Source organism: Corynebacterium macginleyi (genome assembly GCF_003688935.1).
Lineage (GTDB): Bacteria > Actinomycetota > Actinomycetes > Mycobacteriales > Mycobacteriaceae > Corynebacterium > Corynebacterium macginleyi.
The window spans coordinates 1-24185 of sequence record NZ_REGE01000023.1 but is presented as its reverse complement, the minus strand read 5'-3'; the positions used below and the strand labels follow the sequence as shown (position 1 = coordinate 24185).

The 24185-nt window shown below is 56.6% G+C and carries 23 protein-coding genes; 14 read left to right on the top strand and 9 right to left on the bottom strand.

Translation table 11 applies throughout. The features are described from left to right. Positions 1–161 precede the first annotated feature (161 nt). Positions 162–950 (bottom strand): HNH endonuclease, encoded by a 789-nt coding sequence (locus D9V82_RS10655; RefSeq protein WP_239088586.1) that lies wholly within the window; start codon positions 948–950, stop codon positions 162–164. Positions 951–1152: 202 nt separating this feature from the next. On the opposite strand from D9V82_RS10655, the gene D9V82_RS10650 reads away from it, so the two are divergent. Next, the gene (locus D9V82_RS10650) at positions 1153–2316 is read left to right on the top strand and encodes a glycoside hydrolase family 25 protein (protein WP_167449801.1); all 1164 of its coding nucleotides are present in this window, start codon (positions 1153–1155) and stop codon (positions 2314–2316) included. Here the strand turns inward: D9V82_RS10650 and D9V82_RS10645 are convergent. Beyond that, the gene (locus D9V82_RS10645; protein WP_121912346.1) at positions 2297–3133 is read right to left on the bottom strand and encodes a spermidine synthase; all 837 of its coding nucleotides are present in this window, start codon (positions 3131–3133) and stop codon (positions 2297–2299) included. The genes D9V82_RS10650 and D9V82_RS10645 overlap by 20 nt on opposite strands. A gap of 99 nt (positions 3134–3232) precedes the next feature. Between D9V82_RS10645 and mnmA the strand changes: the two genes are divergently transcribed. Next, entirely contained in the window at positions 3233–4318 is a 1086-nt protein-coding gene (gene mnmA / locus D9V82_RS10640) for a tRNA 2-thiouridine(34) synthase MnmA (protein ID WP_121912345.1), read from the top strand. Further along, positions 4319–5236, top strand: coding sequence for a uroporphyrinogen decarboxylase/cobalamine-independent methonine synthase family protein (locus D9V82_RS10635; protein WP_121912344.1), 918 nt, complete (start codon positions 4319–4321; stop codon positions 5234–5236). Here the strand turns inward: D9V82_RS10635 and D9V82_RS10630 are convergent. Genes D9V82_RS10630 through D9V82_RS10615 form a run of 4 tightly spaced genes read right to left on the bottom strand, consistent with a single transcriptional unit; the run spans position 5233 to position 7740 of the window. Continuing rightward, positions 5233–5523: a hypothetical protein gene (locus tag D9V82_RS10630; RefSeq protein ID WP_121912343.1), complete on the bottom strand. Its 291-nt coding sequence runs from the start codon at positions 5521–5523 to the stop codon at positions 5233–5235. The genes D9V82_RS10635 and D9V82_RS10630 overlap by 4 nt on opposite strands. Positions 5524–5532: 9 nt before the next feature. Further along, complete coding sequence (locus D9V82_RS10625) at positions 5533–6531, bottom strand: serine hydrolase domain-containing protein (protein ID WP_121912342.1); 999 nt, start codon at positions 6529–6531, stop codon at positions 5533–5535. Next, positions 6531–7028: an ArsR/SmtB family transcription factor gene (locus D9V82_RS10620; protein WP_121912341.1), complete on the bottom strand. Its 498-nt coding sequence runs from the start codon at positions 7026–7028 to the stop codon at positions 6531–6533. Before D9V82_RS10620 ends, D9V82_RS10625 begins: the two co-directional genes overlap by 1 nt. A gap of 40 nt (positions 7029–7068) precedes the next feature. Then, entirely contained in the window at positions 7069–7740 is a 672-nt protein-coding gene (locus D9V82_RS10615) for a 3'-5' exonuclease (RefSeq protein WP_121912340.1), read from the bottom strand. Positions 7741–7785: 45 nt separating this feature from the next. On the opposite strand from D9V82_RS10615, the gene ligA reads away from it, so the two are divergent. Further along, positions 7786–9855, top strand: a complete 2070-nt coding sequence (ligA, locus tag D9V82_RS10610) for an NAD-dependent DNA ligase LigA (protein WP_121912339.1) — start codon at positions 7786–7788, stop codon at positions 9853–9855. 16 nt (positions 9856–9871) lie between these two features. Here ligA and D9V82_RS10605 read toward each other — a convergent pair whose 3' ends face one another. After that, positions 9872–10534 (bottom strand): ACT domain-containing protein, encoded by a 663-nt coding sequence (locus tag D9V82_RS10605; protein ID WP_121912338.1) that lies wholly within the window; start codon positions 10532–10534, stop codon positions 9872–9874. 207 nt (positions 10535–10741) lie between these two features. Here D9V82_RS10605 and gatC point away from each other — a divergent pair, with 207 nt between their 5' ends. The 3 genes from gatC (at position 10742) to D9V82_RS10590 (ending at position 13164) form a co-directional block, all read left to right on the top strand. Continuing rightward, on the top strand, positions 10742–11038 hold the full coding sequence (gene gatC, locus D9V82_RS10600; protein WP_121912337.1) for an Asp-tRNA(Asn)/Glu-tRNA(Gln) amidotransferase subunit GatC: 297 nt from the start codon (positions 10742–10744) through the stop codon (positions 11036–11038). After that, on the top strand, positions 11039–12526 hold the full coding sequence (gatA, locus tag D9V82_RS10595; RefSeq protein WP_121912336.1) for an Asp-tRNA(Asn)/Glu-tRNA(Gln) amidotransferase subunit GatA: 1488 nt from the start codon (positions 11039–11041) through the stop codon (positions 12524–12526). It begins immediately after the preceding gene. A 104-nt stretch (positions 12527–12630) separates the two neighbouring features. Next, positions 12631–13164, top strand: a complete 534-nt coding sequence (locus tag D9V82_RS10590) for an META domain-containing protein (protein WP_121912335.1) — start codon at positions 12631–12633, stop codon at positions 13162–13164. A gap of 97 nt (positions 13165–13261) precedes the next feature. Here the strand turns inward: D9V82_RS10590 and D9V82_RS10585 are convergent, their stop codons facing one another. Next, positions 13262–13585, bottom strand: a complete 324-nt coding sequence (locus tag D9V82_RS10585) for a hypothetical protein (protein WP_121912334.1) — start codon at positions 13583–13585, stop codon at positions 13262–13264. Between the two features lie 47 nt (positions 13586–13632). Between D9V82_RS10585 and D9V82_RS10580 the strand changes: the two genes are divergently transcribed. The 6 genes from D9V82_RS10580 (at position 13633) to D9V82_RS10555 (ending at position 21603) form a co-directional block, all read left to right on the top strand. Continuing rightward, entirely contained in the window at positions 13633–15009 is a 1377-nt protein-coding gene (locus D9V82_RS10580) for a DHA2 family efflux MFS transporter permease subunit (protein WP_121912333.1), read from the top strand. 24 nt (positions 15010–15033) lie between these two features. Then, positions 15034–16065 (top strand): ATP-dependent 6-phosphofructokinase, encoded by a 1032-nt coding sequence (locus tag D9V82_RS10575; protein WP_121912332.1) that lies wholly within the window; start codon positions 15034–15036, stop codon positions 16063–16065. A 69-nt stretch (positions 16066–16134) separates the two neighbouring features. Next, a complete protein-coding gene (locus D9V82_RS10570; RefSeq protein WP_121912331.1) occupies positions 16135–17100 on the top strand; it encodes a bile acid:sodium symporter family protein in 966 nt (321 codons plus the stop codon). 185 nt (positions 17101–17285) lie between these two features. Continuing rightward, on the top strand, positions 17286–18791 hold the full coding sequence (gene gatB / locus D9V82_RS10565) for an Asp-tRNA(Asn)/Glu-tRNA(Gln) amidotransferase subunit GatB (protein ID WP_121912330.1): 1506 nt from the start codon (positions 17286–17288) through the stop codon (positions 18789–18791). A 126-nt stretch (positions 18792–18917) separates the two neighbouring features. Further along, positions 18918–19970 (top strand): NAD(P)-dependent alcohol dehydrogenase, encoded by a 1053-nt coding sequence (locus tag D9V82_RS10560; protein ID WP_121912329.1) that lies wholly within the window; start codon positions 18918–18920, stop codon positions 19968–19970. A 202-nt stretch (positions 19971–20172) separates the two neighbouring features. Then, entirely contained in the window at positions 20173–21603 is a 1431-nt protein-coding gene (locus tag D9V82_RS10555; RefSeq protein WP_121912328.1) for a YkvI family membrane protein, read from the top strand. A 536-nt stretch (positions 21604–22139) separates the two neighbouring features. Here D9V82_RS10555 and D9V82_RS10545 read toward each other — a convergent pair. Next, the gene (locus D9V82_RS10545) at positions 22140–23237 is read right to left on the bottom strand and encodes a glutathione S-transferase family protein (protein WP_121912327.1); all 1098 of its coding nucleotides are present in this window, start codon (positions 23235–23237) and stop codon (positions 22140–22142) included. Between the two features lie 194 nt (positions 23238–23431). Here D9V82_RS10545 and D9V82_RS10540 point away from each other — a divergent pair, with 194 nt between their 5' ends. Next, complete coding sequence (locus D9V82_RS10540) at positions 23432–24061, top strand: DoxX family protein (RefSeq protein ID WP_239088585.1); 630 nt, start codon at positions 23432–23434, stop codon at positions 24059–24061. The last annotated feature ends 124 nt before the right edge of the window (positions 24062–24185 follow it).

Sequence of the window (24185 nt, the reverse complement as noted above, 5' to 3'; positions counted from 1 at the left end):
GGGAGGCTTGAGCGAGCAGATCATCCAAGTAGGTTGTCGGGTCGATAGAATGTGGTGCAGCGGTCATCGTCATATGCCTTTCGGTGAGATGTGGTAGTTGAGTCGAAAGGTTAACTGACGGTGACCGTCCCACTATTTCCGGGGCCCACCATCAGCAAGCGTTACACCACACTACTGGACGCAACCGTCGGGGTCAGCCGGTCAGCGGTATCTGGATGAATCCAACCATAGCCTTTGATGAATCCAGGAGCCGTTTTCACGTCGCTGGCGCGATACATATATAGATGGACTTGCGATTTATCTTCGACGGTACCGAGAATTAGTTGTGCCAGGGCATCGGCCCTGCTGATCCCGTGTTCTTCCGCCGTACGCTGAACTACCTCGTCAAGGAGAATGAGCACATCTTCCTTGAATTCTACGTTTAACCCTGCTTTTCCGTTCGCGGTGGGGTATATGAAATAAGAATCATTTCGCTTGTTCTCTTCCTCGGATTTCTTGTCTCCCATAGTGTCTGGGGATTCCATTGTGATAAGAGCATTGAGTTTTCGGCGCAGGGAAGCATTCGAAGGAAAAATTTGGCCCGGCTTTGTAGGAGTGAAGTATTTTTCCAGTTCGGCGTCTATGCGCAGGAGGACGCTGCTGTCTACTTCGCCAAGTTTGCTTAATACGGCATCAATGGTGATAAGACGTGAGAAGTCGAGAAAGTAGTAGGTTTCCTGCAGTAATTGGGTGCGTGGCAGTTCCTCTAAACGGTAGAGCGCCATCGAGATATCCCTTGTACGCCGTTCGCTTAAGCCGGTGCGACTCGCCAGAATGTGACATGAAATATCGAAATCGTCTTCTAGTTTGGGTCTAATTTCCTTCCAGAGTAGGTAGTCGGATTTTCTGTTACGGGTCGCGTTAACAGCGACGACATCGTGCGGATCAGTGACAAGGTAGTAGGGTTCCATGGCGATTATCCCCCGAATTTCGCACTAAAATTCTAATTTTTATGCCTTCAGCATAGGTTGTCAGCTGTACTCATGCAAGCTAAAAAGCGAATATTTGTTCTAAGTGCTAGATCTTCTACGGGGTTGAAGGAAATGGAAAATTATCCCCATGAGGCGTGTGTTGCTAATGTGAATAGTGTGAATGGTCGGTAGACTCTCGCGCATGACAACTATGAGGGCATTGTGCAAGAGTATCATCGCGGTTATCGCTGCCGTTGCAGTTACGGTAAGTGGGACTGCTGCCGCGCAGGCAGCACTAGGGGCCAGCGCACCACAAGGCATCGACATTGCTGCTCACCAGCACCCCGGTGGCATGCCTATCGATTGGAACAAGGTTAAATCGGACGGTCAGTCCTTTGTTTTTGTCAAGGCAACTGAGGGGACGGACTGGGTAAACCCGCACTACGTTAAAGATATTCAAGCGGCCAATGTACATGGCCTGAAGGCCGGCGCGTACCATTATGCGCGCCCGGCTGGTGATGCGAAGACACAGGCTGCTAACTTCGCGACCCAGATTGCATTGGCACCCAATCAAACTCTGCCCCCGGTACTTGACATTGAAGTTTCTGAGGGTAAGTCCCCCTCGCAGCTTGAGGACTGGATTGAGGAATTTACCTCCGAGATCAAGCACTTGACCAATCGCACTCCGATGATTTATACCTACAAATACTTCTGGATGGGTGAGATGAATAACTCCCAGAAGTTCTCCAATATGCCACTATGGTTGGCGGCATACCAGGATGAAGCGCCGGATCCGGTGGGCGGGTGGAAGAACTTGTCTTTCTGGCAGCGCTCTGGATCAGGCAGGGTCGCTGGTATTCCTACTGATGTGGACTTGAACCTCTTTAATGGCTCGAAGCAGCAGCTAGACTCCTTTAGCAGTGGCAACTATGTCGATGTCGGTGGCGCGCTCGATAGTCTCGTGGTTAATGACGGCGTGAATTTGAGCTCCGATAGCACGCCGTTGATTGGCGCTATCTTTGCCTTGGTGGCTGGCCTCATCGCGATGCCCCAGCTTGCAGATGCTGCCCAAGATGCTGGCCTCGACGCCGAAGCTGCCGCGGGTTTGACGTCTTTTATTAAGGCCTTGGAGGACGAAGGTGCTTTGCCCCTCAAGCAGCTTGGCAAGATGGCGGTAGGTGACTTCACCGTGGGTGATTTGGCGCTACTGCTAGAAAATGCAGGCCACGTAAAAGGCATTAACAGAGGTGAGGTCTCTGGCTCTCAGGTCGAAGAAGCTAAGGATGCAGCGAAAAAGGCTGGTACCGGTGTGCCGGACTTCGATGCTAAGCAGGTAGCCGACCTGCTCAATCGTGTAATGCAGTAGCTCCCGCAAAGAACTTCCGGGTCCAGCTTTCATCCTTAAAGTGAGCGGGCACGGCTCCGCCTAAGAGTGCCTTTGCCAGTTGAGCAGCTCGTACAGAGCCTTCAGCTGGCATTTCTGTATCCGAGGCCACCAAGATAATGTTTCCATACCTGCGCCCTTTGAGCATAGGTGGATCGGCGATCACGGCGAGATGGTCGAAGACCTCAGACAGCCCGGCTAGTTCGGCTTTGGCTAGCTGGAGGTCCGAGTGATCACCACAGTTGGCCACGTAGAGCCCACCGGCAGAAAGGCTTAGTTTCGCCGCGTGGAAAAATTCCACCGTGGTCAAATTTTTCGGCGTGGTGTCTCCTGTGAAAACATCGCGGATTATAATATCGCGGCTGGCGGGCATAAAGTCTTCGGTTTCTTTCCGGGCATCGCCGGGCCGGATCTTGACGGTGGGGGAACGCGGGACATCGAAAATCTTGCGGACTAATTCGCCCAGCTTGGCATCGAGCTCGACTACCGTATGGCGGCTGTCCGGCCACAGGTCAGCAAAATACCGAGGAAGTGAGCAGCCGGCCCCGCCCAGGTGTGTTACCCGTAGTTTCTTAGGTAAGACCGTAGTGAGCTGTTCTACCGCGATTGCGATCCAGCGCATGTACTCGAAGTCGAGCTCTTGTGGCTCGCCCAGCACGATATGGCTGCTAGGAACACCATTGACGTGGAGAATATAGGCCCCGTCGCGGAATTCATCCGGCACGACCTCGGCGGTGCCGGTAGAGATCGCGTATGTACCGGTAATGCTTGACCTGTGCGCAGCTCGCTTTCTACCCATGGCGCTTAAGCTTAGGGAATGGAAGCGATTTAAGCTGCGTTGGGGCAAGGGAGTACACTTTTGGGCCTGTAGTCGAGGTCATTAAAAGGGGGAAATGCGATGCGAGTATTGGTAGCAATGTCTGGCGGCGTGGACTCGTCTGTCGCCGCCGCCCGCGCGGTCGAGGCTGGCCACGATGTCGTCGGCGTGCACCTAGCCCTGCATAAGGACGCACAGCAAACGCGCGAAAAGGCCCGCGGCTGCTGTTCGCTGGAAGACTCAGCCGATGCTCGCCGCATTTGCGATAAACTAGGCATTCCGTTTTACGTCTGGGATTTTTCGGAGGAATTCAGGGAAGAGGTCATTGCGGATTTCGTGGATTCTTATGCCCGCGGGGAAACCCCGAACCCCTGTCTGCGCTGTAATGAGAAAATTAAGTTCCGCGCGCTTTTGCAAAAGGGCATGGCCCTCGGCTTTGATGCCGTTGCGACTGGTCACTACGCCACTGTTGATAAGGATGGCTATATGCGCCGCTCTAAGGACGATAACAAGGACCAGTCCTATGTACTCGGCGTCATTTCTGCCGAGGAGCTAGAGCACTGCTTTTTCCCTATCGGTGATACCCCCAAGCCGCAAATCCGCCAAGAGGCTGCGGCACACGGGTTTTCCACGGCGAAGAAACCAGATTCCTATGACATTTGTTTCATCCCGGATGGCAATACCCAGCGGTTCTTGGGCGCGCGCATTGGCCTTCGCCCGGGCATGATAGTGGACCAAGAGGGCACGGAGCTTAAGGAACATGATGGCGCGTGGAACTACACCATCGGTCAGCGCAAGGGTCTAGATATTAAGGCTCCGGCTGCTGATGGCCGCCCGCGCTACGTTACCGATATCGACGCTGCAACGGGCACAGTAACCGTCGGTGCGCGCGAGGACTTGGCGGTTACCGCCATCCGGGCCGACCGCCTCAAGTACCTGCACCCTGGCATGGACGGCGATTTTGAGTGCGAGGTACAGGTTCGCGCACATGGCTCCGTAGTTCCGTGCATCGCCCACGTGGACCGCGCCGCAGATTCGATGCGTCTGGAGCTCAAGGCTCCACTGTCCGGTGTTGCCCGTGGGCAGGCCGCGGTGCTGTACTTGCCTTCCCCGGATGACTTAGGCGATGTCGTCATTGGTTCCGGCACTATCTGCGAGACCGCGTAAATGACCGGATTCGCACTCGGGCCCATCCCTGGTACGTCGATGGCGGAAGCGGCGGACATCATCATGGGCGAGACCGAACTCCCAGCTATCCCGCAACTGCCGGAACGCGGGCTGGGCTCCGATTCGGTAGGGCGCACCGCCAGCATGCTTGAGTCCATCTCGATTGATCGCGGACCCCGATCGTGGCGCATGACGGCTCGACCCCAGCTGCTCACCCGCCGCACGTGGGATCGCCTTGAGCGCGACCTCGATGAGGTACAGCAGGTGTGGGGTGAGACCGTCCCACGCATTAAGGTGCAGGCACTCGGCCCATGGTCGCTGGCGGCCAGTATTGAGCTTGCTAATGGCCACCGCGTCCTCACCGATCATGGTGCCTTTGCAGAGCTTTCTGATGCCCTGCTGCATGGCATCCGCACCCATGCCGTTGACGTCGCACGCCGCTTCCACGGGGAGGTTGTGGTGCAATTGGATGAGCCACTGCTTGCCGATGTCACCGCCGGCCGCATTCCAGGAACCACCGACTTTGATGTGATCCCCGCCGTCCCTAATGAGGTGGCACTCGAGACCCTTTTGTGCTTTGAGGCGGATTATCTCTATTCCCCGCCGCTGTGGCCGCTGGCTGGGGCCGCGGAGACTTTCCTTGTTGATGCGCGCTACCGCGACCGCCTTTCTACCCCTAAGCATTTCGATGGGATGGGCGAGCACCTTTCCGAAGGTCGCCGGATCGGCGTCGCACTTTCCGGCTCAGACGCGCGGGCCGAGGCAATTTCACTTGCCCGCCATCTGGACCGCATTGGCATGCCGCGTGAGTTGCTCGTGGACCACTTTGATGTGTTTCCGGCTCGGGCATCGGCAAGCTCTTTACGCTCTGCAACCGAGACCGCCGGAATCCTCACCCGCGATGCGGGCGACCTTTAAGCTGCGTACCCGAGGCTATCTGTCTTCGGAGACTTTTCACTGCGGTCTGTGTATATACGCCAGGCGACGGTGCCCATGTGCAGGGAGCAAGCGGCTACGAGAGCGTACCACCATCCGTAGTTGACTTCCCTGTACCACGGAACTGCGTTACCAATGAAGGCGATTATGACGATGCTGATTATCGCCGACGCGATCAGCATCCCCGGGGAAGATGGTTTTTTGAGCGCTTTCCACGTGCCCCAGAGTTCGGATGCTGTGATGGCGGCAAAGATTAGGGTGGTAATCAATGTAATTCCTTAAATCCCATCGAATAGCGCTGGGACGAGGTCACTAGTCCACGCCGGGGTGTCATTATTGGCGAAGGCTGCGCGCTTATTTTTCGGGTCGATGATGAGCATCGTCGAGTAGCCACCCGTTCCGCCGTCGTGCCAGAAGCTTTGGTTGTCGTCATTCTTTTGCCAGCCATAGGCCATCTCGCCGTTATCCATAATCCACTCGGCGAAAGCTGCCATGTCATGTGCGGTTGACCGTATCGCGCCCGCTGCGGCATTGCCGCCTCCCATCTCCCATGGATCGGCCTCCCGGCCGGTGGCAGTTAGGCCCCGTGGGGCATGATCGGGGACAGATCCTGGGGTCATGAGGTAGGTCTCCGTCATTCCGGCGGGTTGCAAGATTCTCTCCTGGAGCAGGTCTTCATAGGCTGAATCGGCTGCCGTTTCTAGGAGGTGGCCGAGCAGTCCATACCCCATATTGGAATAAGACTCTGTTCCACGATCTTTAAGATCCGCTTCGGTGGCGGCATCGAGGATATCTTGGGTTGTTTCTCCTGCGTAGGGATTAGCACCTGTGACGGCCGTGATTGCATCAGCGAAAATATTCCCTTGTGCTAGCCGGGGTAATCCTGAGGTGTGATTGAGCAACTCTTGTACCGTGACCTTGGAAACGGGTGCTTGGCCAACATCTAGGACATCGCCCACGGTGGTATCAAGGCTTATCTTTCCTTCTTCCACAAGCTGGTGAGCTAATTCTGCGGTGAACATCTTGGTCACAGAACCGATTTCTACCTCTGTGTGTTCATCCGCGCCCAGTCCTGCGAAGGTGGCTTTCCCCTCGTGCAGCGTGAAGGCTGTGAGATTATTGAAACCCGCCTCCGCGTTTTTGCGCAGGGTGGTAGCAAGCTCTGCGTCGCCGGTTTCTGTGGTAGCCACAGCGATCCGCCGGGGTCCAATCATGAGCAAGAGGGCTGCTGACATGATGGTGACGGTGATGGTTAGCGCTATTTTTCGCTTTCGCATTAGTGGTCCTCGCTTGCGGTGATGATCGTGAGAAGGGGGATGACGCGGGCCGTCCGGATTGAGTATTCCCCGTGTGTCTTGGTGGTCCAGCCTCCATGAGTAAGCGCATTGAGGTGGTGGTAGGCAGTACCAGCGGATGTGACGATGTCCTCTTCCACTAGTTCTGTGGCGGTGGCTGGTGCGCTAAGGAGGCGGCGCAGAATGTCACCGCGCACGGGATGCGCTAGGGCAGCGAGGCGGTTGAGGTTATCGGACCAGTCTCCATCGGTGACGGTGTTTGTCGGGCGCTGCCACTGGTAGACATACGAGCCTAGTCCGGTGGTGATGTTGCCGGCGAAAATGACGGACCCCTCAGGAAGCTGTTCAGAAGGTTCAAGCGCATCCGCAAGCCACATGATGGATTCGCCCGCGGATGATTCGATGGGGTCAGGGGCAGGGTTTTCGAGTTGAGCGACGCGAGCCTCGAGGTCGACTATGCGCGATTCTAGGGAATCCATGTTTCTATAATTCCAAAACGTTAGAAACATGGCAAGGGAATTAGGAAATGAGCGGCCACGCCGTCGAAACGTCGGAGGCATCGCGCCCCTTGCCTTCTAGGTACTTTTTGAAGGCAATGCGGTCCTCGTACCACTTGACCGCTTGGAACTCCATGAGCTCGTTGTCGTCCATCTGCGCGAGGTTGGGGTAGTGCTGGCGAACCTGCTTCCAGGCCACGCGGGCGGCAGCGAGCGCATCGGCGGTGGCCTCGTGAGCGCTGCCCAATTCCACGCCGTAGTGTTCACATACTGCGCCGAGGGTGCGCTTGCCCTTGCGCCACTTATCGCTCACGCGATCAATGACATAGGGATCAAAGACAGTGCCCGTGACCGTGAAATCTCCGGTGAGGCTGCGCAGGACGGTGAGGTCGAAGGCCGCGTTATACACAATCAGCGTCAGGCCGTCCTCCCACGCGGCCTTAATGGCATCAACCGTGTCCTGGAGTACCTCCTCGTGCGGGCGACCTTCTGCCTGGGCTTTTTCCGTTGTAATTCCATGCACGTCGGTTGCGGCTTGGGGGATGTCGATGCCCGGATCCGCGAGATGTTCCACCTTCTGGACATCGCGGCCATCAATGCGTACTAGGGCAGAAGTAACGATGCGGGCTTCTTTGGGGTTGGCGGAGGTGGTTTCTAGATCGAAGGCGAGCATGCGGGAGGCGTCGAAATTCATGGTCCATACCTTAGTAGTTAGCCTGGACATGGGGGATCGCTAGACTTGGATACCGTGACTAATCCAGCTGATTTGCAACGTGTATGGAACGACCTGGCGCAGGAAATACGCCGCCACCGCAACCTGTATTACAACGGCGAGCCAACAATTCCCGATGCTGACTTTGATGCGCTCTTCCAGCGTTTGAAGCACTTAGAAGACCAGCACCCGGAGCTGGTGGTTCCGGATTCGCCCACCCAGCAGATAGGTGCGGCGCCGAACGCAGGCGAAGACATTAAACATCTCGAGCGCATGATGAGCCTCGACAATGTCTTTAACGCCGGTGAGATGCAGGACTGGCTGGATAGAACGCCTACCGCGACCTATCTGACGGAGCTGAAGATCGACGGTCTATCCATCGACTTGGTTTACCGTAACGGGCGCTTGGATACCGCTGCTACCCGTGGCGACGGCACCGTGGGCGAGGAGATTACCGCCAATGCCCGGGTTATTTCTGATATTCCGCATGAACTTACGGGTACCGATGAGTATCCAGTCCCGGAACTTATTGAAATCCGCGGCGAGGTCTATATGCGCCCCGCGGACTTCGAAGAAATCAATGAGGAGCGCGCGGCAGACGGCAAGGCGCGGTTTGCCAACCCCCGCAACGCCGCGGCCGGTGGACTGCGCATGAAGGACCCCGCCGAGGTGAAAAAGCGCCGCCTGCGCATGGTCTGCCACGGCCTTGGGGCGCGCGCAGGGTTTTCCCCGTCTTCCCAGCACGATGCCTATAAGGCCATCGCAGCATGGGGTTTGCCCGTCTCGCCCTATACCAAGCAGGTCCACTCCGCCGCAGAAGTACAGGAGGAGGTATCTTATTGGGCCGAACACCGCCACGATGCGATTTTTGAGATGGATGGACTCGTGGTCAAGGTGGACGATTTAAGCTTACAGCGCCAGCTCGGGGCGACCTCCCGTGCGCCGCGCTGGGCCATTGCCTATAAGTACCCGCCGGAAGAAGTCACGACGAAGCTGAAAAACATTGAGGTCGGCGTGGGGCGTACAGGGCGCGTTACCCCCTTTGCCATTATGGAACCGGTCTTTGTCTCCGGCTCCACGGTGTCCATGGCCACTTTGCATAACCAGTCCGAGGTCAAGCGCAAGGGTGTCCTAATCGGCGATACAATTATTATCCGCAAAGCCGGCGAAATCATTCCTGAGGTACTAGGGCCCGTGCGCGAACAGCGCGATGGCAGCGAATACGAATGGAGCTTCCCCACGCAGTGCCCAGCCTGTGGCACGACGCTCGCCCCGCAAAAAGATGGCGATGCTGACTGGCGCTGCCCCAACAACCAATCCTGCCCAGCCCAACTTTCCGCGCGCCTAGAATACCTCGCCTCCCGCAAGGGCCTTGACATTCAGGCACTGGGGGAGAAGGGAGCTATGGACCTCATTGAAAACGGCATCCTCACCGATGAATCCGAACTCTTTGAGCTAACGGAAGAAAAGCTGCTTGCTTCCGATGTCTATACGGCCAAGCGCGATACGAAAGATAAGCGCAGCAAAAAAGAGGGCAACGTCAAGGTCAATACTGCAGGAAAGAACCTGCTGCAAAACTTAGAAGAAGTCAAAGACCGCGACTTCTGGCGCGTGCTGGTCTCGCTATCCATTCGCCACGTGGGCCCCATTGCCGCGCGCGCCTTGGCAGCTCGCTATGGCTCCATGGAAAAGCTGCGTGCAGCGAAAACAGAGGATCTCGCCGAGGTAGATGGCGTGGGTACAGTCATTGCAGAATCCTTCCATGCCTGGTTCGAGGTGGACTGGCACCGCACAATAGTCGAAAAATGGGCGGACGCCGGATTAGCCATGGAGATAGCCACCGAGGACAGACTGGAACAAACCCTCGAAGGCCTCATTATCGTTGTTACCGGCAGTCTCGAAGGATTTACGCGCGATTCTGCTAAGGAAGCCATCATCAGCCGCGGCGGAAAAGCAACCGGCTCCGTATCGAAGAAAACCTCTTATCTCGTTGCCGGGGCGAATGCTGGCTCCAAGGCGGACAAGGCCCGCGAGCTCGGGGTGCCCATCCTCAATGAAGAGCAATTTCGCGCGCTTTTAGACACCGGTGAGGTATAGCCGCGCCGCGCCGGGATCATTTGAGGAAGGCGCCTAAAATGGTGCCGATATGGCCGAGATGTTCTACCTCGGAGGCCAGGTATTCTGGTCCGCCGGTGCGGCCCATGGCGATGACCATTCCGGTGTCTCCCAAGGGAGCGGCGGCGAGGGCAGAATCGAGCAACGCCCAGCTTTCTGGCACCCAGTCGTCCTTATCGGGGTGCAAGGTGCGGGCGCTGTCAATGTTGAGATCGACAGGAGTCGTATTGTCGTCTGCAGGGGCCGCGTTTGAAGAAGCGACGCGGTGAATGGGCTCGTTATTGTCAATGACAATGGCCCACGTGGAGGTTGCTGCCTTTGGAATGGCCGCGACGACTTCCTCCATCGCAGCAGTGACATTTGAGGCATTGGCGGCAACACGCGCCAATAATTCGATTTGACCGCGCCGGTCCACGCGGCCGCTAAAAGGTCTAATGGAATCGACCTCCGCGCCCTGGACGGAGTCGGCAGCCGTGATCAGGGCATCGGCCATAGCGTCCGCAGGAAGCTCAATGACGATGTCATCCATGACGGTGCCATCTGGGAAGGTTTCTACGATGTCGACGGATTGGATATTGCCGTCAATCTGCCCGAAGGCCTCCGAAAGCTGGCCCAAACTACCAGGTGTATCGGGAAGTAGGACACGAATTAGGTAAGACATTAAGGCACACGCTTTCAGTAGCTTATTGGCTTATAGTCCCAACAACGATACCTGGGTCACAGTGCGACGTTCAAGGGGGAATAATTTGGGGTGACTCGGCAGCTGCGCCGGTTAGTGCAGTATTATAAAACCTTAACAATTTACATAGTACGGGCGTGAAAATAATTTTCATCTGCGCGTCGATTATGGAAAGAGGATGGAGTTCGCGTGTCTGAGATTTCGCGTGATGAGGTAGCCCACCTTGCCAAGCTTTCCCGCCTGGCATTAAGTGATGAAGAGCTGGCCCAATTCGCAAGCCAGATTGATGAAATTGTTGATTCTGTCTCCGCAGTAAGGAACGTGGACACTAAAGGTGTGGAACCGATGAGCCACCCGCACTCCGTGGATGCGCCGATGCGTGAAGATGTCATCCTGCGCACCCTGACCGCCGAACAGGCCTTGGATCAGGCGCCCGCCGCGGAAAGTGATCGATTCGTCGTACCGCAGATTTTGGGAGGAGAATAAATGACCAACGTTGTCGTACCTGCGGAGGGGCTGATCTCCTTAACCGCTGCCGATCTGGCGCAAAAGATTCATGCGCGCGAGGTGACCTCCCGCGAGGTCACCCAAGCCTTTTTAGATCGAATTGCGGAAACCAATCCGGAACTTAACTCCTTCCTGCACGTGGGGCAGGAGGAAGCGCTGGCAGCTGCCGATGCCGTGGATAAGGCCCTCGACTCCGGAGAAAAGCCCGCATCGGCATTGGCCGGTGTGCCCCTGGCTCTAAAAGATCTGCTGGTTACTACCGATGCGCCCACTACCGCCGCATCTAAAATGCTCGAAGGCTATATGTCTCCGTATGATGCCACGGTGACCAAGCGCCTGCGCGAAGCCGGCATCCCCATTCTGGGGAAGACGAACTTGGATGAGTTTGCCATGGGCTCGTCCAACGAGAACTCCGCCTTCGGCCCGGTCCGCAACCCGTATGACACAGAGCGCACCCCGGGCGGTTCCGGCGGCGGCACGGCAGCGGCACTGGCCTCTGGGCAGTCACCACTGGGTATCGGTACTGATACCGGAGGATCCATCCGGCAACCGGCTGCGCTTACCAATACCGTGGGTGTAAAGCCCACCTATGGCACCGTCTCTCGCTATGGCCTCATTGCTGCCGCGTCTTCGTTGGACCAGGCGGGTCCGTGCGGTCGTACGGTGCTCGACACCGCGCTGTTGTATGAGGTTATCGCCGGCTACGATTCCTTCGACGCCACATCCGTGGATAAGCCGGTTGCCCCCGTGGTGCAGGCTGCCCGCGAGGGTGCGAACGGTGATCTCAGTGGTGTGAAGGTCGGTCTCATCAAGCAATTCGACCGCGACGGTTGGCAGGATGGCGTGATGAAGAACTACCACGCTGCCGTGGAACAGCTGCGCGAGCAGGGCGCAGAAATCGTCGAGGTTGACTGCCCGCATTTTGACGAAGCATTAGCAGCCTACTACCTGATCATGCCCTGTGAGGTATCGTCCAACTTGGCCCGCTTCGATGGCATGCGCTACGGACTGCGGGTCGGCGATGACGGTTCTCACTCCGCAGAACAAGTCATGTCCCAATCCCGTGCACAAGGTTTTGGCCCTGAGGTCAAGCGGCGCATTATGCTGGGGACATATGCTCTGTCCGTGGGCTACTACGATGCTTACTACCTGCAGGCCCAGCGCGTACGCACCCTGGTGGCGCAGGACTTTGCTCGCGCCTTCGAGCAGGCTGACGTATTGGTCTCGCCAACTACCCCAACCACCGCATTCAAACTGGGGGAGAAGGCTGAAGACCCCATGGCGATGTACAACTTCGACCTGTGCACCTTGCCGCTGAACCTGGCCGGTCTGTGCGGTATGTCCGTGCCTTCTGGCCTGGCTGCAGATACCAAATTGCCTACCGGGTTGCAGGTCATGGCACCGGCTTTCCGGGATGACCGCTTGTTCAAGGTGGGTGCCGCCTATGAAGCTAGTCGCAAAAATTAACCGCGGTATCTAAAGTCGTTTTCACTGTGAAATAGCTGCGGATTAGATAACGATTTGTTTACACCACTGTCGGATCCTCGCCCGTCGGTGGTAAATTGCTTCGTATGAGTTTGAAAAAGATAGCAACCGCAACGATGTCCGTCTCTGCAGCTGCGCTCATGGGCATGGGCGTAGCACACGCTGTGGAGTCCTCAATAGACTCTGAACCTGCAACACGTCCCGCACCGGTTGAGGCTGGTATTGAGGTACCAGATGCCCCCGCCAAGAGTGACCTGGTGGAACCCCTGCCTGCAGGTGCCGACAAGCTGGTGCCGAACATCGAGGGCCAGACCATCACCGCTGAGCTGCACTCCGTCAAGGAAAACGGCAAGTTCACCGTAGAATTCGGTAAGGACCAGTCCCTGGTGCTCGAGGACAGCTGCAATGTCTACACCACCTCCTACCATGTGGATAAGGAAGGTACCATCCGCGTAGGTGATTTCGTCTCCACCTTGGCGGCGTGCGATGAACACACGCAGGCAGCATCTGATTCCCTGCGCGATGTTCTCAAGGCTGCGCCCGCTTTTTATGCCTTGCCTGATGGCCAGGCAGCACTGGGTGCCGAAGACAACGCCGTTGTCTTCAACGTGGTTAAGTAACCGCGGGTGCTAAGCGCCTAAAATATTCAGCACCATGATTCCCCTCAGTGGGGGATCATGGTGTTGTTTTATGTGGCAGGCTTTACTATTTGCTTTACTACTTGGCATCAGAAAGCGCGTAAGCAGCGCCAGCAGCTGCGGCCGTCACGGTAAGGACCGCTGGCCAAGAACCAATCTTTTTTGCCAATGGGTGGGAAACTCCGAACGCGCCGACGTACAGGGCCGACAGACCAGCGGTGGTGGTAGGGTTGGTTTTCTTGGCCCAGGAACGGCCAGCCCACAGGCCTGCCGCGCCGAGGATGACGCCGCCGATTGGGCGGATGCCGGTTTCGCGGGCGGTGACCCACCCACCGATAAGGCCTAGGGTAACGGTGGTGGCGGTGGACACATCTTGGGGCTTTTTGATATCAATCATAGACATGGTGGCCAGTCTAGGCCTGATTTGAGTACCCCGCTAGAATTCCTGCCATGACTGTGGAGACTAACCTGCCACCGGAACGCCAAGCATGGCGCTCCATGTTCGCCCTATCCCTTGGCTTCTTCGTAGTTCTGTTAGATCAGTCGATGGTGGCCATTGCCCTGCCTGAAATTCAGGCGGATTTAGATGCCACGGTCAATGAAATTTTGTGGGTCTCTGCCGCTTTTTTGCTCGGCGTGGTGGTGCCGCTGATTTTCACGGGACGGCTTGGCGATGTCCTCGGGCAACGCGTCCTGTTTTGTACCGGCGTGGCGCTTTTCGGGATCGGAGCCATAGCGTGTGCGCTGGCGTCGTCGATGGAAGTGCTCATCGTCGCGCGTATGGTGCAGGGCCTGGGGGCGTCACTGGAGATGCCGCAAATGATGTCCGTTATTAACCGGGTATTCCCCCGTGAGCGCCGTGGGCGCGCGCTTGGGGTATGGGGGATTATCGGCTCGGTGGCATCACTGGCCGGGCCACTCCTTGGTGGGTTCCTCGTGGATTATTTTGGCTGGCAGGCGACTTTCTGGCTGCATACCCCTTTTGTGAGTGCTGCACTAGTGCTAGCCATGCTGTGGGTTCCGAAGCTGCCGACCACAGTCCAAGATATCGATAAACTCTCTGCCGTCGTCTCGCTTATTGCGCTTGGCTCGATTGTCTTCGGTATCCAACAAGGCCCGGAACTGGACTGGGATTGGCGGGTTTTGGTGGTGCTTGGCATAGGCATAATCTCTAGCATCGCATTCCTGCGGCTGCAGGCTAGCGCGCAATCTCGGGGTACTACGCCGCTGTTCCCGGTGGAGCTTTTTCGTAACCGCAACTACGCGGCTGGTTCCATAGGTATTTTGACCATGGGCTTTATGGCGGCTTCTGTCATGCTGCCGGTGATGCTGTGGTTGCAGTCGGTCAAGGGGCTGTCCGCGGGGGAGGCTGGCATCATCGTGGCTCCCATGGCGCTGGTCTCGATGCTGATGTCACCTATCGCAGGGATCTTGACAGACGCGGTGAACCCGCGCCTGATAGGGCTGGTGGGATTTAGCCTTATGATCGCCTCGCTGTTATTGGCCTGGTGGGTTATGCATGCCGATGCCGCTCCGTGGTGGCTCGCCCTACCTATTGCTGTCTTAGGAATTGGTCAATCTTTTATCTGGGGTTCTAACGCAGCAACGACGCTGCGTGATATTTCACCTGGCCACATGGGTGCGGCGGCAGGGGCGTATGACACTTCCCGCCAAGTCGGATCCGTGGTAGGCGTGGCCCTAGTCTCCGCCGTGATGCAAACGGGTAATCCAACCACTGCGATCATCAATTCGATCCTTGTTATTGTTCTCGCTCTGGTGGTGGGACTTATTTCAGCGCTGCACTACGTGGACACGCTGCATGGATAAAAAACCTGCGCTAAATTAGGAACCATGCGTCTTGCTGTACTGACTTCCGGTGGCGATTGCCCCGGTTTGAATGCTGTAATCCGTGCGGTTGTGCGAACCGCATCCAACGAATTCGGCGATACCGTCGTGGGCTACGAAGATGGGTGGGTTGGTCTTTTGGAAGACCGCCGTCGCGATCTTTACGACGATGCCGGCATCGACCGGATTCTCCTGCGCGGCGGTACTATTTTGGGCACCGGCCGACTGCACCCCGACAAATTTAAGGCCGGCTTGGAGCAGATCAAGGCGAATATGCGCGAGGCCGGGGTTGATGCCCTGGTCGCTATCGGCGGCGAAGGCACCCTCAAAGGCGCCAAGTGGCTTAACGATAACGGTATCCCCGTCGTGGGCGTGCCGAAGACTATTGACAATGACGTCAACGCCACGGACTATACCTTCGGCTTCGATACTGCGGTATCGGTGGCAACGGATGCGATCGATCGCCTGCATACGACAGCGGAGTCTCACAATCGAATCCTCATCGTGGAGGTTATGGGCCGTCACGTGGGCTGGATTGCCCTGCACGCCGGTATGGCCGGAGGTGCACACTACACCGTCATCCCAGAAGAGCCCTTCGATATCGCGGAAATTACCAAGGCGATGGAACGCCGGTTCCAGATGGGTGAGAAGTACGGCATTATTTGCGTGGCCGAAGGTGCTCTGCCGAAGGAGGGCACCATGGAGTTTGAGGCTGGTGGAGTGGATCAATTCGGCCACCAAACCTTCAACGGGATTGGTCAGGTCATCGGCGATGAAATCAATAAGCGTACCGGCTATGACGTGCGCACCACCGTTTTGGGGCATATTCAGCGCGGCGGTACGCCCACCGCGTACGACCGCGTTCTGGCAACCCGCTACGGCGTGCACGCTGCCCGCGCGGCCCATAACGGGGATGCAGGAATGTGTGTTGCCTTACGCGGTGAAGATATCGACCTCGTTCCATTGGAAGAGGCCGTGGGTACGCTGAAGACGGTGCCTAAGGCCCGCTACCGCAATGCGCAGGCGCTCTTTGGCTAAGGACCACTAGGCCCTAGCGTCTCGAATTTTAAGATCGCCTTCTCGCGTGGGGGACATTATCCTCTTTATGTGAGTACCAATCGTGCTGCAGAAAAATGGAAAGAACGGCAAGCTCTCATTGCGGCGCTGGGCTTTCCCGTGCTCGTTATTATCGGCGGCATTATTGGCTATATGGCTCCGGGTGTTGCGGCGTCCTTTGCTCCACGGGTTATGCCGCTACTGGGAATCGTCATGTTCGGGATGGGGCTCACCCTCAAACCGGTAGATTTTGCGCTCGTGGTGCGCAGGCCGCTGCCGGTGGTGCTCGGTGTGGTGGCACAGTTCGTCCTTATGCCGCTCATAGCGCTCGCCGTCGCAGCAGTCATGGACCTGCCGGATGCGGTCGCTGCCGGTGTGATTTTGGTTGGCTGCGCTCCGGGAGGCACCAGCTCTAACGTGGTGTCCTATCTAGCGCGCGGCGATGTCGCGCTTTCGGTGACCATGACTTCCCTCTCTACACTCTTGGCACCCATCCTCACCCCGCTTTTGACCTTGTGGTTGGCGGGGGAGCACATCCCGGTTTCCGCGGCGTCGATGGCGTGGTCGATAGTTAAGGTTGTGCTTGTGCCCATCATCGCGGGCATAGTCATCGGCCTGCTTATTCCCCGGCTCGTGGAGAAGATGCAGGCGGTATTGCCGTTGATCTCCGTCACCGCGATTGCCCTGATTGTCTGTATCGTGGTCGGTGGCGCGCATGATAATATCGCCACGGCCGGTGTCCTGGTTTTTGCTGCCGTGGTCATCCATAACGCCTGTGGTTATGGCCTGGGCTACCTCGCGGGCCTATTAACCCGCCAACCGGCTCCCGTACGCCGCACCATGGCCGTGGAGGTAGGAATGCAAAACTCTGGCCTAGCTACCAGCCTTGCCTCGTCATACATAAACCCACTGGCCGCCTTGCCCGGCGCTGTCTTTTCCGTGTGGCACAACCTTTCTGGCGCGATTCTGGCTGCGCTGTGCCGCTTTGGCGATGCCCGCGCGGGAAAAGTCAGCTAGAAATTAATGGTAAAAGGGGGCAAGTCTTGGCCCCCGAACGGGGGTTTCAGTAATGATGCGTGGGATCAATCGAACTGGTGTGCGCCCGGTTTTCCGGGGGCCTGTTAGGGCACGTAGAGTCGACCTGACAGTGACCCCCTAGGGGCTAGCGCGCGAGAGTACACGGACGTATTAAGATAGCTCGCATGACTGCTGCGATGTATGACCTAATGGACTTCGACGAGGTCCTCGACAAGTACGAACCGGTAATGGGCATGGAAGTCCACGTGGAGCTGGATACGGAAACCAAGATGTTTTCTGCCTCTGCCACGAACTTCAACGCAGCCCCTAACTCCAATACCGATCCGGTTTCGCTAGGCCTTCCCGGGGCACTTCCCGTGGTTAATTCGAAGGGAGTGGAGGGTGCAATCAAGATTGGCCTGGCCCTCAATTGCTCTATCGCTGAATCTTCGCGCTTTGCCCGCAAGAATTACTTCTACCCGGACCAGCCGAAGAATTATCAGATTTCCCAGTACGATGAGCCGATTGCCTATGACGGTTACCTCGACGTAGTCCTGGAAGACGGCGAGGAATGGCGCGTGGAGATCGAGCGTGCCCACATGGAAGAAGATACCGGGAAACTGACCCACCTGGGTGGCTCGGATGGTCGCATCCACGGCGCCACTGCATCCCTAGTGGACTGCAACCGCGCGGGCATTCCGCTCATTGAGATCGTCACTAAGCCTATTATCGGTGCCGGTGAGCGCGCCCCTGAGGTGGCTAAGGCCTATGTTTCGGCGCTGCGCGAGCTTGTTGCCGCATTAGGCGTGTCTGATGCCCGCATGGACCAAGGCTCTATGCGTGTAGACTCCAACCTTTCCTTGCGCCCTATCGGCCAAAAAGAATTTGGCACTCGCACCGAGACGAAGAATATTAACTCCCTGCGCTCGGTCGAACAGGCGGTGCGTTTTGAAATGCAGCGCCAAGCGCAGGTGCTGGAAAATGGCGGAAGCATCGAGCAAGAGACCCGTCACTACCAAGAAGCCGACGGATCTACATCTAAGGGGCGCCCGAAGGAAACCGCGGAGGATTACCGCTACTTCAACGACCCGGATTTGCCGCCGGTTATTGCCCCGCGCGAGTGGGTAGAAGAACTGCGAGCGACACTTCCAGAGTTGCCGTGGATTCGCCGTGCACGCATCCAAAAGGAGTGGGGCATTAAAGACGAGGAGATGCGCGACCTGGTCAACGCGGGCGCGTTGGACCTCATCGTGGAGACGGTCGAAGCCGGCGCGAAGCCGGACGAGGCTCGTTCCTGGTGGGTGTCCTACCTTGCAGGTAAGGCCAATGAGCAGGACAAGACCCTGGCCGAGTTGGATATTACCCCGGCGCATATCGCCCGCGTCATCGCCTTGGTTAAAGAAGGCAAGTTGACTACCAAGCTGGCACGGCAGGCCGTCGATGGTGTGCTGGCGGGTGAGGGCGATGTGGACGAGGTCGTCGCCAAGCGCGGCCTCGAGGTGGTGCGCGATGACGGCGCCATCGAAAAGGCCGTGGATGACGCCCTGGCTGCAAACCCGGACATCGTGGAGAAGTACCGCGCTGGCAATAAGAAGGTTACCGGTGCGATTGTCGGCGCCGTAATGAAGGCTACGCAGGGCAAGGCGGATCCCGGGCAGGTTAATAAACTGATTGCGGAAAAACTGAGCTAAAGCGCCGCTAATTCAGCCAGCCCTTGGCCCAGCGTCCGACGGGGTTGGAGGCTGGCTGCGTGATTCTTAAACCGACCACAATTTTCATTTATACAGTTCAGGGCATCAAAGCGTACACTACGTGACATGCCAATTAAGTCTAAAGTTCTGCAGAAAACGAGCGCGGATGCACCTTTCCGTATCGTAGAAATCGAACGGCGCGATCCGCGCGAAGATGACGTCGTTATTGATATCAAGGCGGCCGGCATTTGCCATTCGGATATTCACACCATTCGCAATGAGTGGGGCGAGGCTCACTTCCCGCTAACAGTGGGCCACGAGATAGCCGGTGTGGTGGAAGCGGTAGGTGATAAGGTCACTCAGTTTAAGGTGGGTGACCGCGTTGGAGTAGGCTGCTTGGTCAATTCCTGTGGGGAGTGTGAGCGGTGCCGCTCTGGCCAGGAGCAAAACTGCCTGAACGGATCGGTAGGAACCTACAATTCTGAAGACGTTGACGGCACCATTACCCAGGGCGGTTATGCACAAAAGATCGTCGTTAATGAGAACTTCGTCTGTACGATTCCTGAGGGGCTCAACTTTGACGTTGCCGCCCCGCTGCTGTGCGCCGGAATCACCACTTATTCACCCCTGGCCCGGTGGCAGGTCAAGCGCGGCGATAAAGTAGCCGTTGTAGGCCTCGGGGGATTGGGTCACATGGGTGTCCAAATAGCCGCTGCGAAAGGTGCAGAGGTCACCGTTATTTCCCGCTCTCTGCGCAAGGAACAAGAAGCTTACGAATTCGGCGCGCAGCGTGTGCTGGCAACGGGCGAAGACCCTGATTTCTTTGCCCGCCATAGGGGCGAATTTGATCTGATTTTATCTACCATCTCTGCCTCCTATTCCCTAAATGACTACCTGCAGTTGTTAAAGCCGCGGGGAATCATGTCCGTTGTCGGTCTGCCGCCGGAGGAGCTGGGAATCACGATGGGCAACCTCGTCGGTGGTGGCAAAGTGTTGACCGGGAACAATATTGGTGGCATTGCCGAGACCCAAGAGATGTTGGACTTCTGTGCAGAGCACGGCATTGGCGCGGTCATCGAAAAGGTGGGCGTCGATGACGTTGACGCAGTTTATGAGCGAGTTGTCGCCGGAGAAGTGAAGTTTCGTTTTGTTATTGATACAGAAACTTTCGCGGATTAATTTTGCAAGATACTTCATCGACAAAAGATGATGTATTGTATTTCACGCACGCGCGAGTAGGAATCCGCCTTTGGCTTACGTATCATGTGCACGGGAGCACACTCCTGCGCCGCGCCTCCGCGCGAACGTCTGGGGGAGAGGGAGGGGCCAGGGACGCGCGCACTGGTGTGTAAAAATTACTCGCGACAAAAGTTAGGCAATTGTGTCTCATAAAAACATTATCGCTATGGCCATGTCCTTCGTGGGCCTGCTGGTAGGCGCAGGCTTTGCTACGGGCCAAGAGGTTGTGCAATATTTCACCGCCTTCGGTTTCTGGGGGATCCCCGGCACAGTGGTGGCAGCGGTCATCATGACATTGGCGGGCACCGTCTTTTTGCAACTAGGCAGCTATTTCCATGCCGCTGAGCACAATACGGTTTTCCGCAAAGTCACCCACCCCATTGTCTCTAAGCTGTTGGACGTTGCCGTTATCATCACGCTCTTTGCCATCGGCTTCGTCATGTTGGCCGGCGCTGGTTCCAATATGGAGCAGCAATTCGGCTGGCAAGCTTGGATTGGCTCCACGCTGATGCTCGGCCTTGTGATTGCCGTTGGCATGATGGACGTCCGCAAGGTGTCCAAGGTCATCGGTATGCTGACCCCGTCCATCATTATCGCCGTGGTTGGTGTGGCCATCTATACGATGTTTCATATGCCGGACGATGTTAGCGCGGCAATGGAAGCCTCAAGCCAGATCGATGCCCCGATTGGCAACTGGTTGGTCTCCGCTCTGAACTACAACGGCCTTGCTTTGATGCTTGCGGTCTCCATGTCCCTGGTCATCGGCGGCGATAACATTAGCCCCCGTGAGGCCGGCTGGGGCGGCATCGTCGGCGGCAGTGTCTACTCCATCATGATGGGCCTGGCAGGCTTCTCGCTGTTGATGAATGCCGAGAAGATTCAGGGCTCCGATATCCCGATGCTGTCTTTGGTCGATAGCGTCAATCCTGTCTTGGGTGCGATCATGGCTATTGTCATTTACCTAATGATTTTCAATACCGCCATCGGCATGTTCTACGCGTTAGGTAAGCGTCTTTCCGCCGGCAACGAGGCAAAGTTCCGCGTTATTTTTATCGCCGGCTGTTTCGCAGGCTTCGGCGTTTCCTTCTTCGGTTTCAAGACCTTGATGCAATACGTCTACCCGGTCATCGGCTACATGGGTATTGCGATGGTGGCCGTCTTGGTCTTCGCGTGGTTCCGCAGCCAGTCCAAGATCCAGGATGAGGCGCTGCGCCGGGAGCGCGTGCGGTCGCTGATGCACCTCAAGCTGCACCCGAACAAGGACTACGACGCGGAGCGCTACGACGATGAGATTGGCCAGCACCTTGAGGATTCCAATATGGATAGCGAGTCCCTGTATGAAGAGCTCGTGACCGAGGTGACGGAGAAGCTCGACGGTGATGACGATGTGGACTTTGATAAAGAAGAATTCGAGAAAGAAAACCAGGACGATCATACCTACTATGTTGAGCGCGAAGGCGTAGAGCGCGATCGTTCGCCGGAAGAGATTGAGAAGTGGATAGAGGAAACCGGTGCTATCGGTGACCCGGAACAGGACGATGACTCTTCCGAAGCGGAAAGTTCCCTGAAATAATCTCGGCCTAAATACAAAATTTCCCTCCCAGGTAGTCCCTGGGAGGATTCTACGCCGAGGGCCGAACCTTTGGGCTTGCAGGCAGCGCGTACGCAGGTGAAGGTAAGAGGGCTGGATAGGCCGTACCGATGTACTCGAGCACATCACGCGTATTGGGAAGGCCTTGATCACGTATCTAACACCGGCTGTGTCGGAGGCGATCAGGATGACATGGACAAGCGTGGACACCGCGATGAGAGGATATACTGAGCGCAAAACCAGATGGCACGACGGACCTGTCTCCCGGTTGTAAACAAGTCCACCGTATTGTGGAAATCCAGGTGGGCATCGTGGAGCAAGAATACGTTGAGATAGCTGCGTCGGTTTTGGACAATTCTTTGTCTGCGGTAGGCCAGCGCAGCAAAGGTTGAAGTCGCCCACTGGCCACCTGGTTTACAAAGGGCATAGGTGGAGCCCTGCCGCAGGGCGACGTCGAACCTGGTGGCAGCGCTGGCGCCTGGACTCCGGGGTCTTCAGTGATCTGACTCGGTCGCTGACTAACGCTGTTGCGGCGCTGGGAAGAGCTTAAGCTGAAAGCCTTCCGGATTCTTCACTTCCTCACCGGCGGGGATGGGGCCTGGTAATCGCACACCGGGGGCAAAGGGTTGGCCGCCAAAACGATCGCGATCATGCGGCTCGGCTAACCAAGACATATCTGGTCCTACTGGCACGATCCTGGTGGGGTTGATCTCCGTGTGGGTGGCAAAGTAGTGCTGTTTGATTTCGGCGAAATCGGTGGTATCACCAAAACCAGGGATCTGGAATAGTTCTTGCAGGTAGCCGCGCAAGTTGGGTAGTTCCTGGATCTTGTGGCGCGAGCACTTGAAGTGCGAATAGTATACGGGGTCGAAACGAACGAGGGTGGCAAACAGGCGGATATCGGTCTCCGTAATGTGCTCGCCCACCATATAGCGCTGGGTACCCAGGCGCTTCTCTGTCCAATCGAGTGCCTCCCACAGTTGGTCATAGGCCTCTTCGTAGGCTTTTTGCGAACCGGCAAAACCGCAGCGATACACACCGTTATTGATGCCGTGGAAGATGTATTCGTTGAGCTCCTCAATTTCCTCTCGGTGCTGCGACGGGAAGAGATTGGGAGCGCCTTCTGCCTGGAATTTAGTCCACTGCTCAATAAAATCGCGCACCATCGAGCGGTAATCATTGGTCACTACCCGGCCCGTGGATTCCTCTACCAACGCGGGTACGGTGATGCCGCGAGGATAGTCCGGAAAGCGTTCGAAGTAGGCTTCCTGCAGGCGCTTGTAGCCCAAAACCGGGTCCACCTTGCCGTCATCTAAGTCGAAGGTCCAAGATCGTGCATCGTGCACGGGTCCGGCGAGTGCCAGTGAGATGGAATCTTCTAATCCCAATAAGCGGCGGGTAATGACCGCGCGGTGTGCCCACGGGCATGCGCGGGCAGCGACCAAGCGGTATCGGCCAGCCTCCATGGGCCAGAAAAAGGAGCCATCGTCTTGTGCTGTTACCTTTGATACCTCTGATGAGATACGGTCCTCGATATAGGTGGTATCGCGAATAAACTCGCCATCTGGTGAAGCATTGCGGGCATCTCCTGCCCAATCGGAGCCGTGTGAAGTCATAGATTCATTCCCATTTCTCGTGGATCTTCTAGGCGGGGAAGTTTCCCGCCGTCATTTAAGCTTTATATATCAGCTACATGACATTGTTGATACTACAACAATATTAAGATCGGGGAGAATCAAAGTGTGGGTTCGATTGCGGCGCGCCGTTAGTGATCACGCGAAACTGCAGGCAAGTGTCTTAAATTGTGTATATGAACGATAAGCAGCAACCGGATAAAGCCAATCCCTTAGATGGGGACCTTAACGTTCCAGCCTTCGAGTCTAAACAGTGGGATAAACTCGATGTTTTCGCGCGCACAGGGCGCGCCGAACCACAAGAAATTCGGCCACAGAAGCAAGAGGAGACGGAGACTGAAGTTCTGTCCAATCCTGCCGCCAATGGGTTTGCACCACTAGGCAACCAGCAATCCACAGGTGAGGATACCGCGGTATTAGATCTGGCAGCGACGGCAGAAACCGAAGGTTTTGTGACCAAAGATGCGGGTCTAACCCCAGAAGAACAGGAAGAACAGGCGCGCAAGCTACAGCAAGAGCAGGAGGACAAGGAAGGCTATACGCGCTATGGACGCCGCGGCACTATTGACTTTGGCCTCTTCTTCGTGCGCTTGGCGGTTAGTGCTTACCTGATCAGTGCCGGAGTCTCCACCTTTTTCTCGCTGGGCGATGGCGCGGGTGTTTCTGGACTAGAAAGCGATTACTCTCAGTACGCTTGGGCAAATTCGCTTGCCCTAGCGGTGCCGACCGTGCAATTAATTGCTGGAGTATTCCTCTTTTTAGGTCTGATTACCCCGCTGGCGGCAATGCTTGGCTTGGTTGTTTGAAGTGTCCCAGGTTTTGTTCCGTTTGAGTAGATGGGAAAATCTGGAATATGCCAAGAAAATTTGACCAAGATGCGAAGGACCGTGTGGTCCGTCTCGTGGAAGACCGCATCTTGGCGGAAAACAT

Bases quoted from the DNA above. Each gene is read 5' to 3' on its own strand.
- D9V82_RS10590 (WP_121912335.1), top strand. From the start codon at position 12,631: ATGAGTTTGAAAAAGATAGCAACCGCAACGATGTCCGTCTCTGCAGCT.
- D9V82_RS10655 (WP_239088586.1), bottom strand. From the start codon at position 950: ATGGAACCCTACTACCTTGTCACTGATCCGCACGATGTCGTCGCTGTT.
- mnmA (WP_121912345.1), top strand. From the start codon at position 3,233: ATGCGAGTATTGGTAGCAATGTCTGGCGGCGTGGACTCGTCTGTCGCC.
- D9V82_RS10560 (WP_121912329.1), top strand. From the start codon at position 18,918: ATGCCAATTAAGTCTAAAGTTCTGCAGAAAACGAGCGCGGATGCACCT.
- D9V82_RS10575 (WP_121912332.1), top strand. From the start codon at position 15,034: ATGCGTCTTGCTGTACTGACTTCCGGTGGCGATTGCCCCGGTTTGAAT.
- D9V82_RS10650 (WP_167449801.1), top strand. From the start codon at position 1,153: ATGACAACTATGAGGGCATTGTGCAAGAGTATCATCGCGGTTATCGCT.
- D9V82_RS10615 (WP_121912340.1), bottom strand. From the start codon at position 7,740: ATGAATTTCGACGCCTCCCGCATGCTCGCCTTCGATCTAGAAACCACC.
- D9V82_RS10545 (WP_121912327.1), bottom strand. From the start codon at position 23,237: ATGACTTCACACGGCTCCGATTGGGCAGGAGATGCCCGCAATGCTTCA.
- D9V82_RS10620 (WP_121912341.1), bottom strand. From the start codon at position 7,028: ATGGATTCCCTAGAATCGCGCATAGTCGACCTCGAGGCTCGCGTCGCT.
- D9V82_RS10635 (WP_121912344.1), top strand. From the start codon at position 4,319: ATGACCGGATTCGCACTCGGGCCCATCCCTGGTACGTCGATGGCGGAA.
- D9V82_RS10645 (WP_121912346.1), bottom strand. From the start codon at position 3,133: ATGGGTAGAAAGCGAGCTGCGCACAGGTCAAGCATTACCGGTACATAC.
- gatA (WP_121912336.1), top strand. From the start codon at position 11,039: ATGACCAACGTTGTCGTACCTGCGGAGGGGCTGATCTCCTTAACCGCT.
- D9V82_RS10625 (WP_121912342.1), bottom strand. From the start codon at position 6,531: ATGCGAAAGCGAAAAATAGCGCTAACCATCACCGTCACCATCATGTCA.
- D9V82_RS10540 (WP_239088585.1), top strand. From the start codon at position 23,432: ATGAACGATAAGCAGCAACCGGATAAAGCCAATCCCTTAGATGGGGAC.
- D9V82_RS10605 (WP_121912338.1), bottom strand. From the start codon at position 10,534: ATGTCTTACCTAATTCGTGTCCTACTTCCCGATACACCTGGTAGTTTG.
- gatB (WP_121912330.1), top strand. From the start codon at position 17,286: ATGACTGCTGCGATGTATGACCTAATGGACTTCGACGAGGTCCTCGAC.
- D9V82_RS10580 (WP_121912333.1), top strand. From the start codon at position 13,633: ATGACTGTGGAGACTAACCTGCCACCGGAACGCCAAGCATGGCGCTCC.
- D9V82_RS10585 (WP_121912334.1), bottom strand. From the start codon at position 13,585: ATGTCTATGATTGATATCAAAAAGCCCCAAGATGTGTCCACCGCCACC.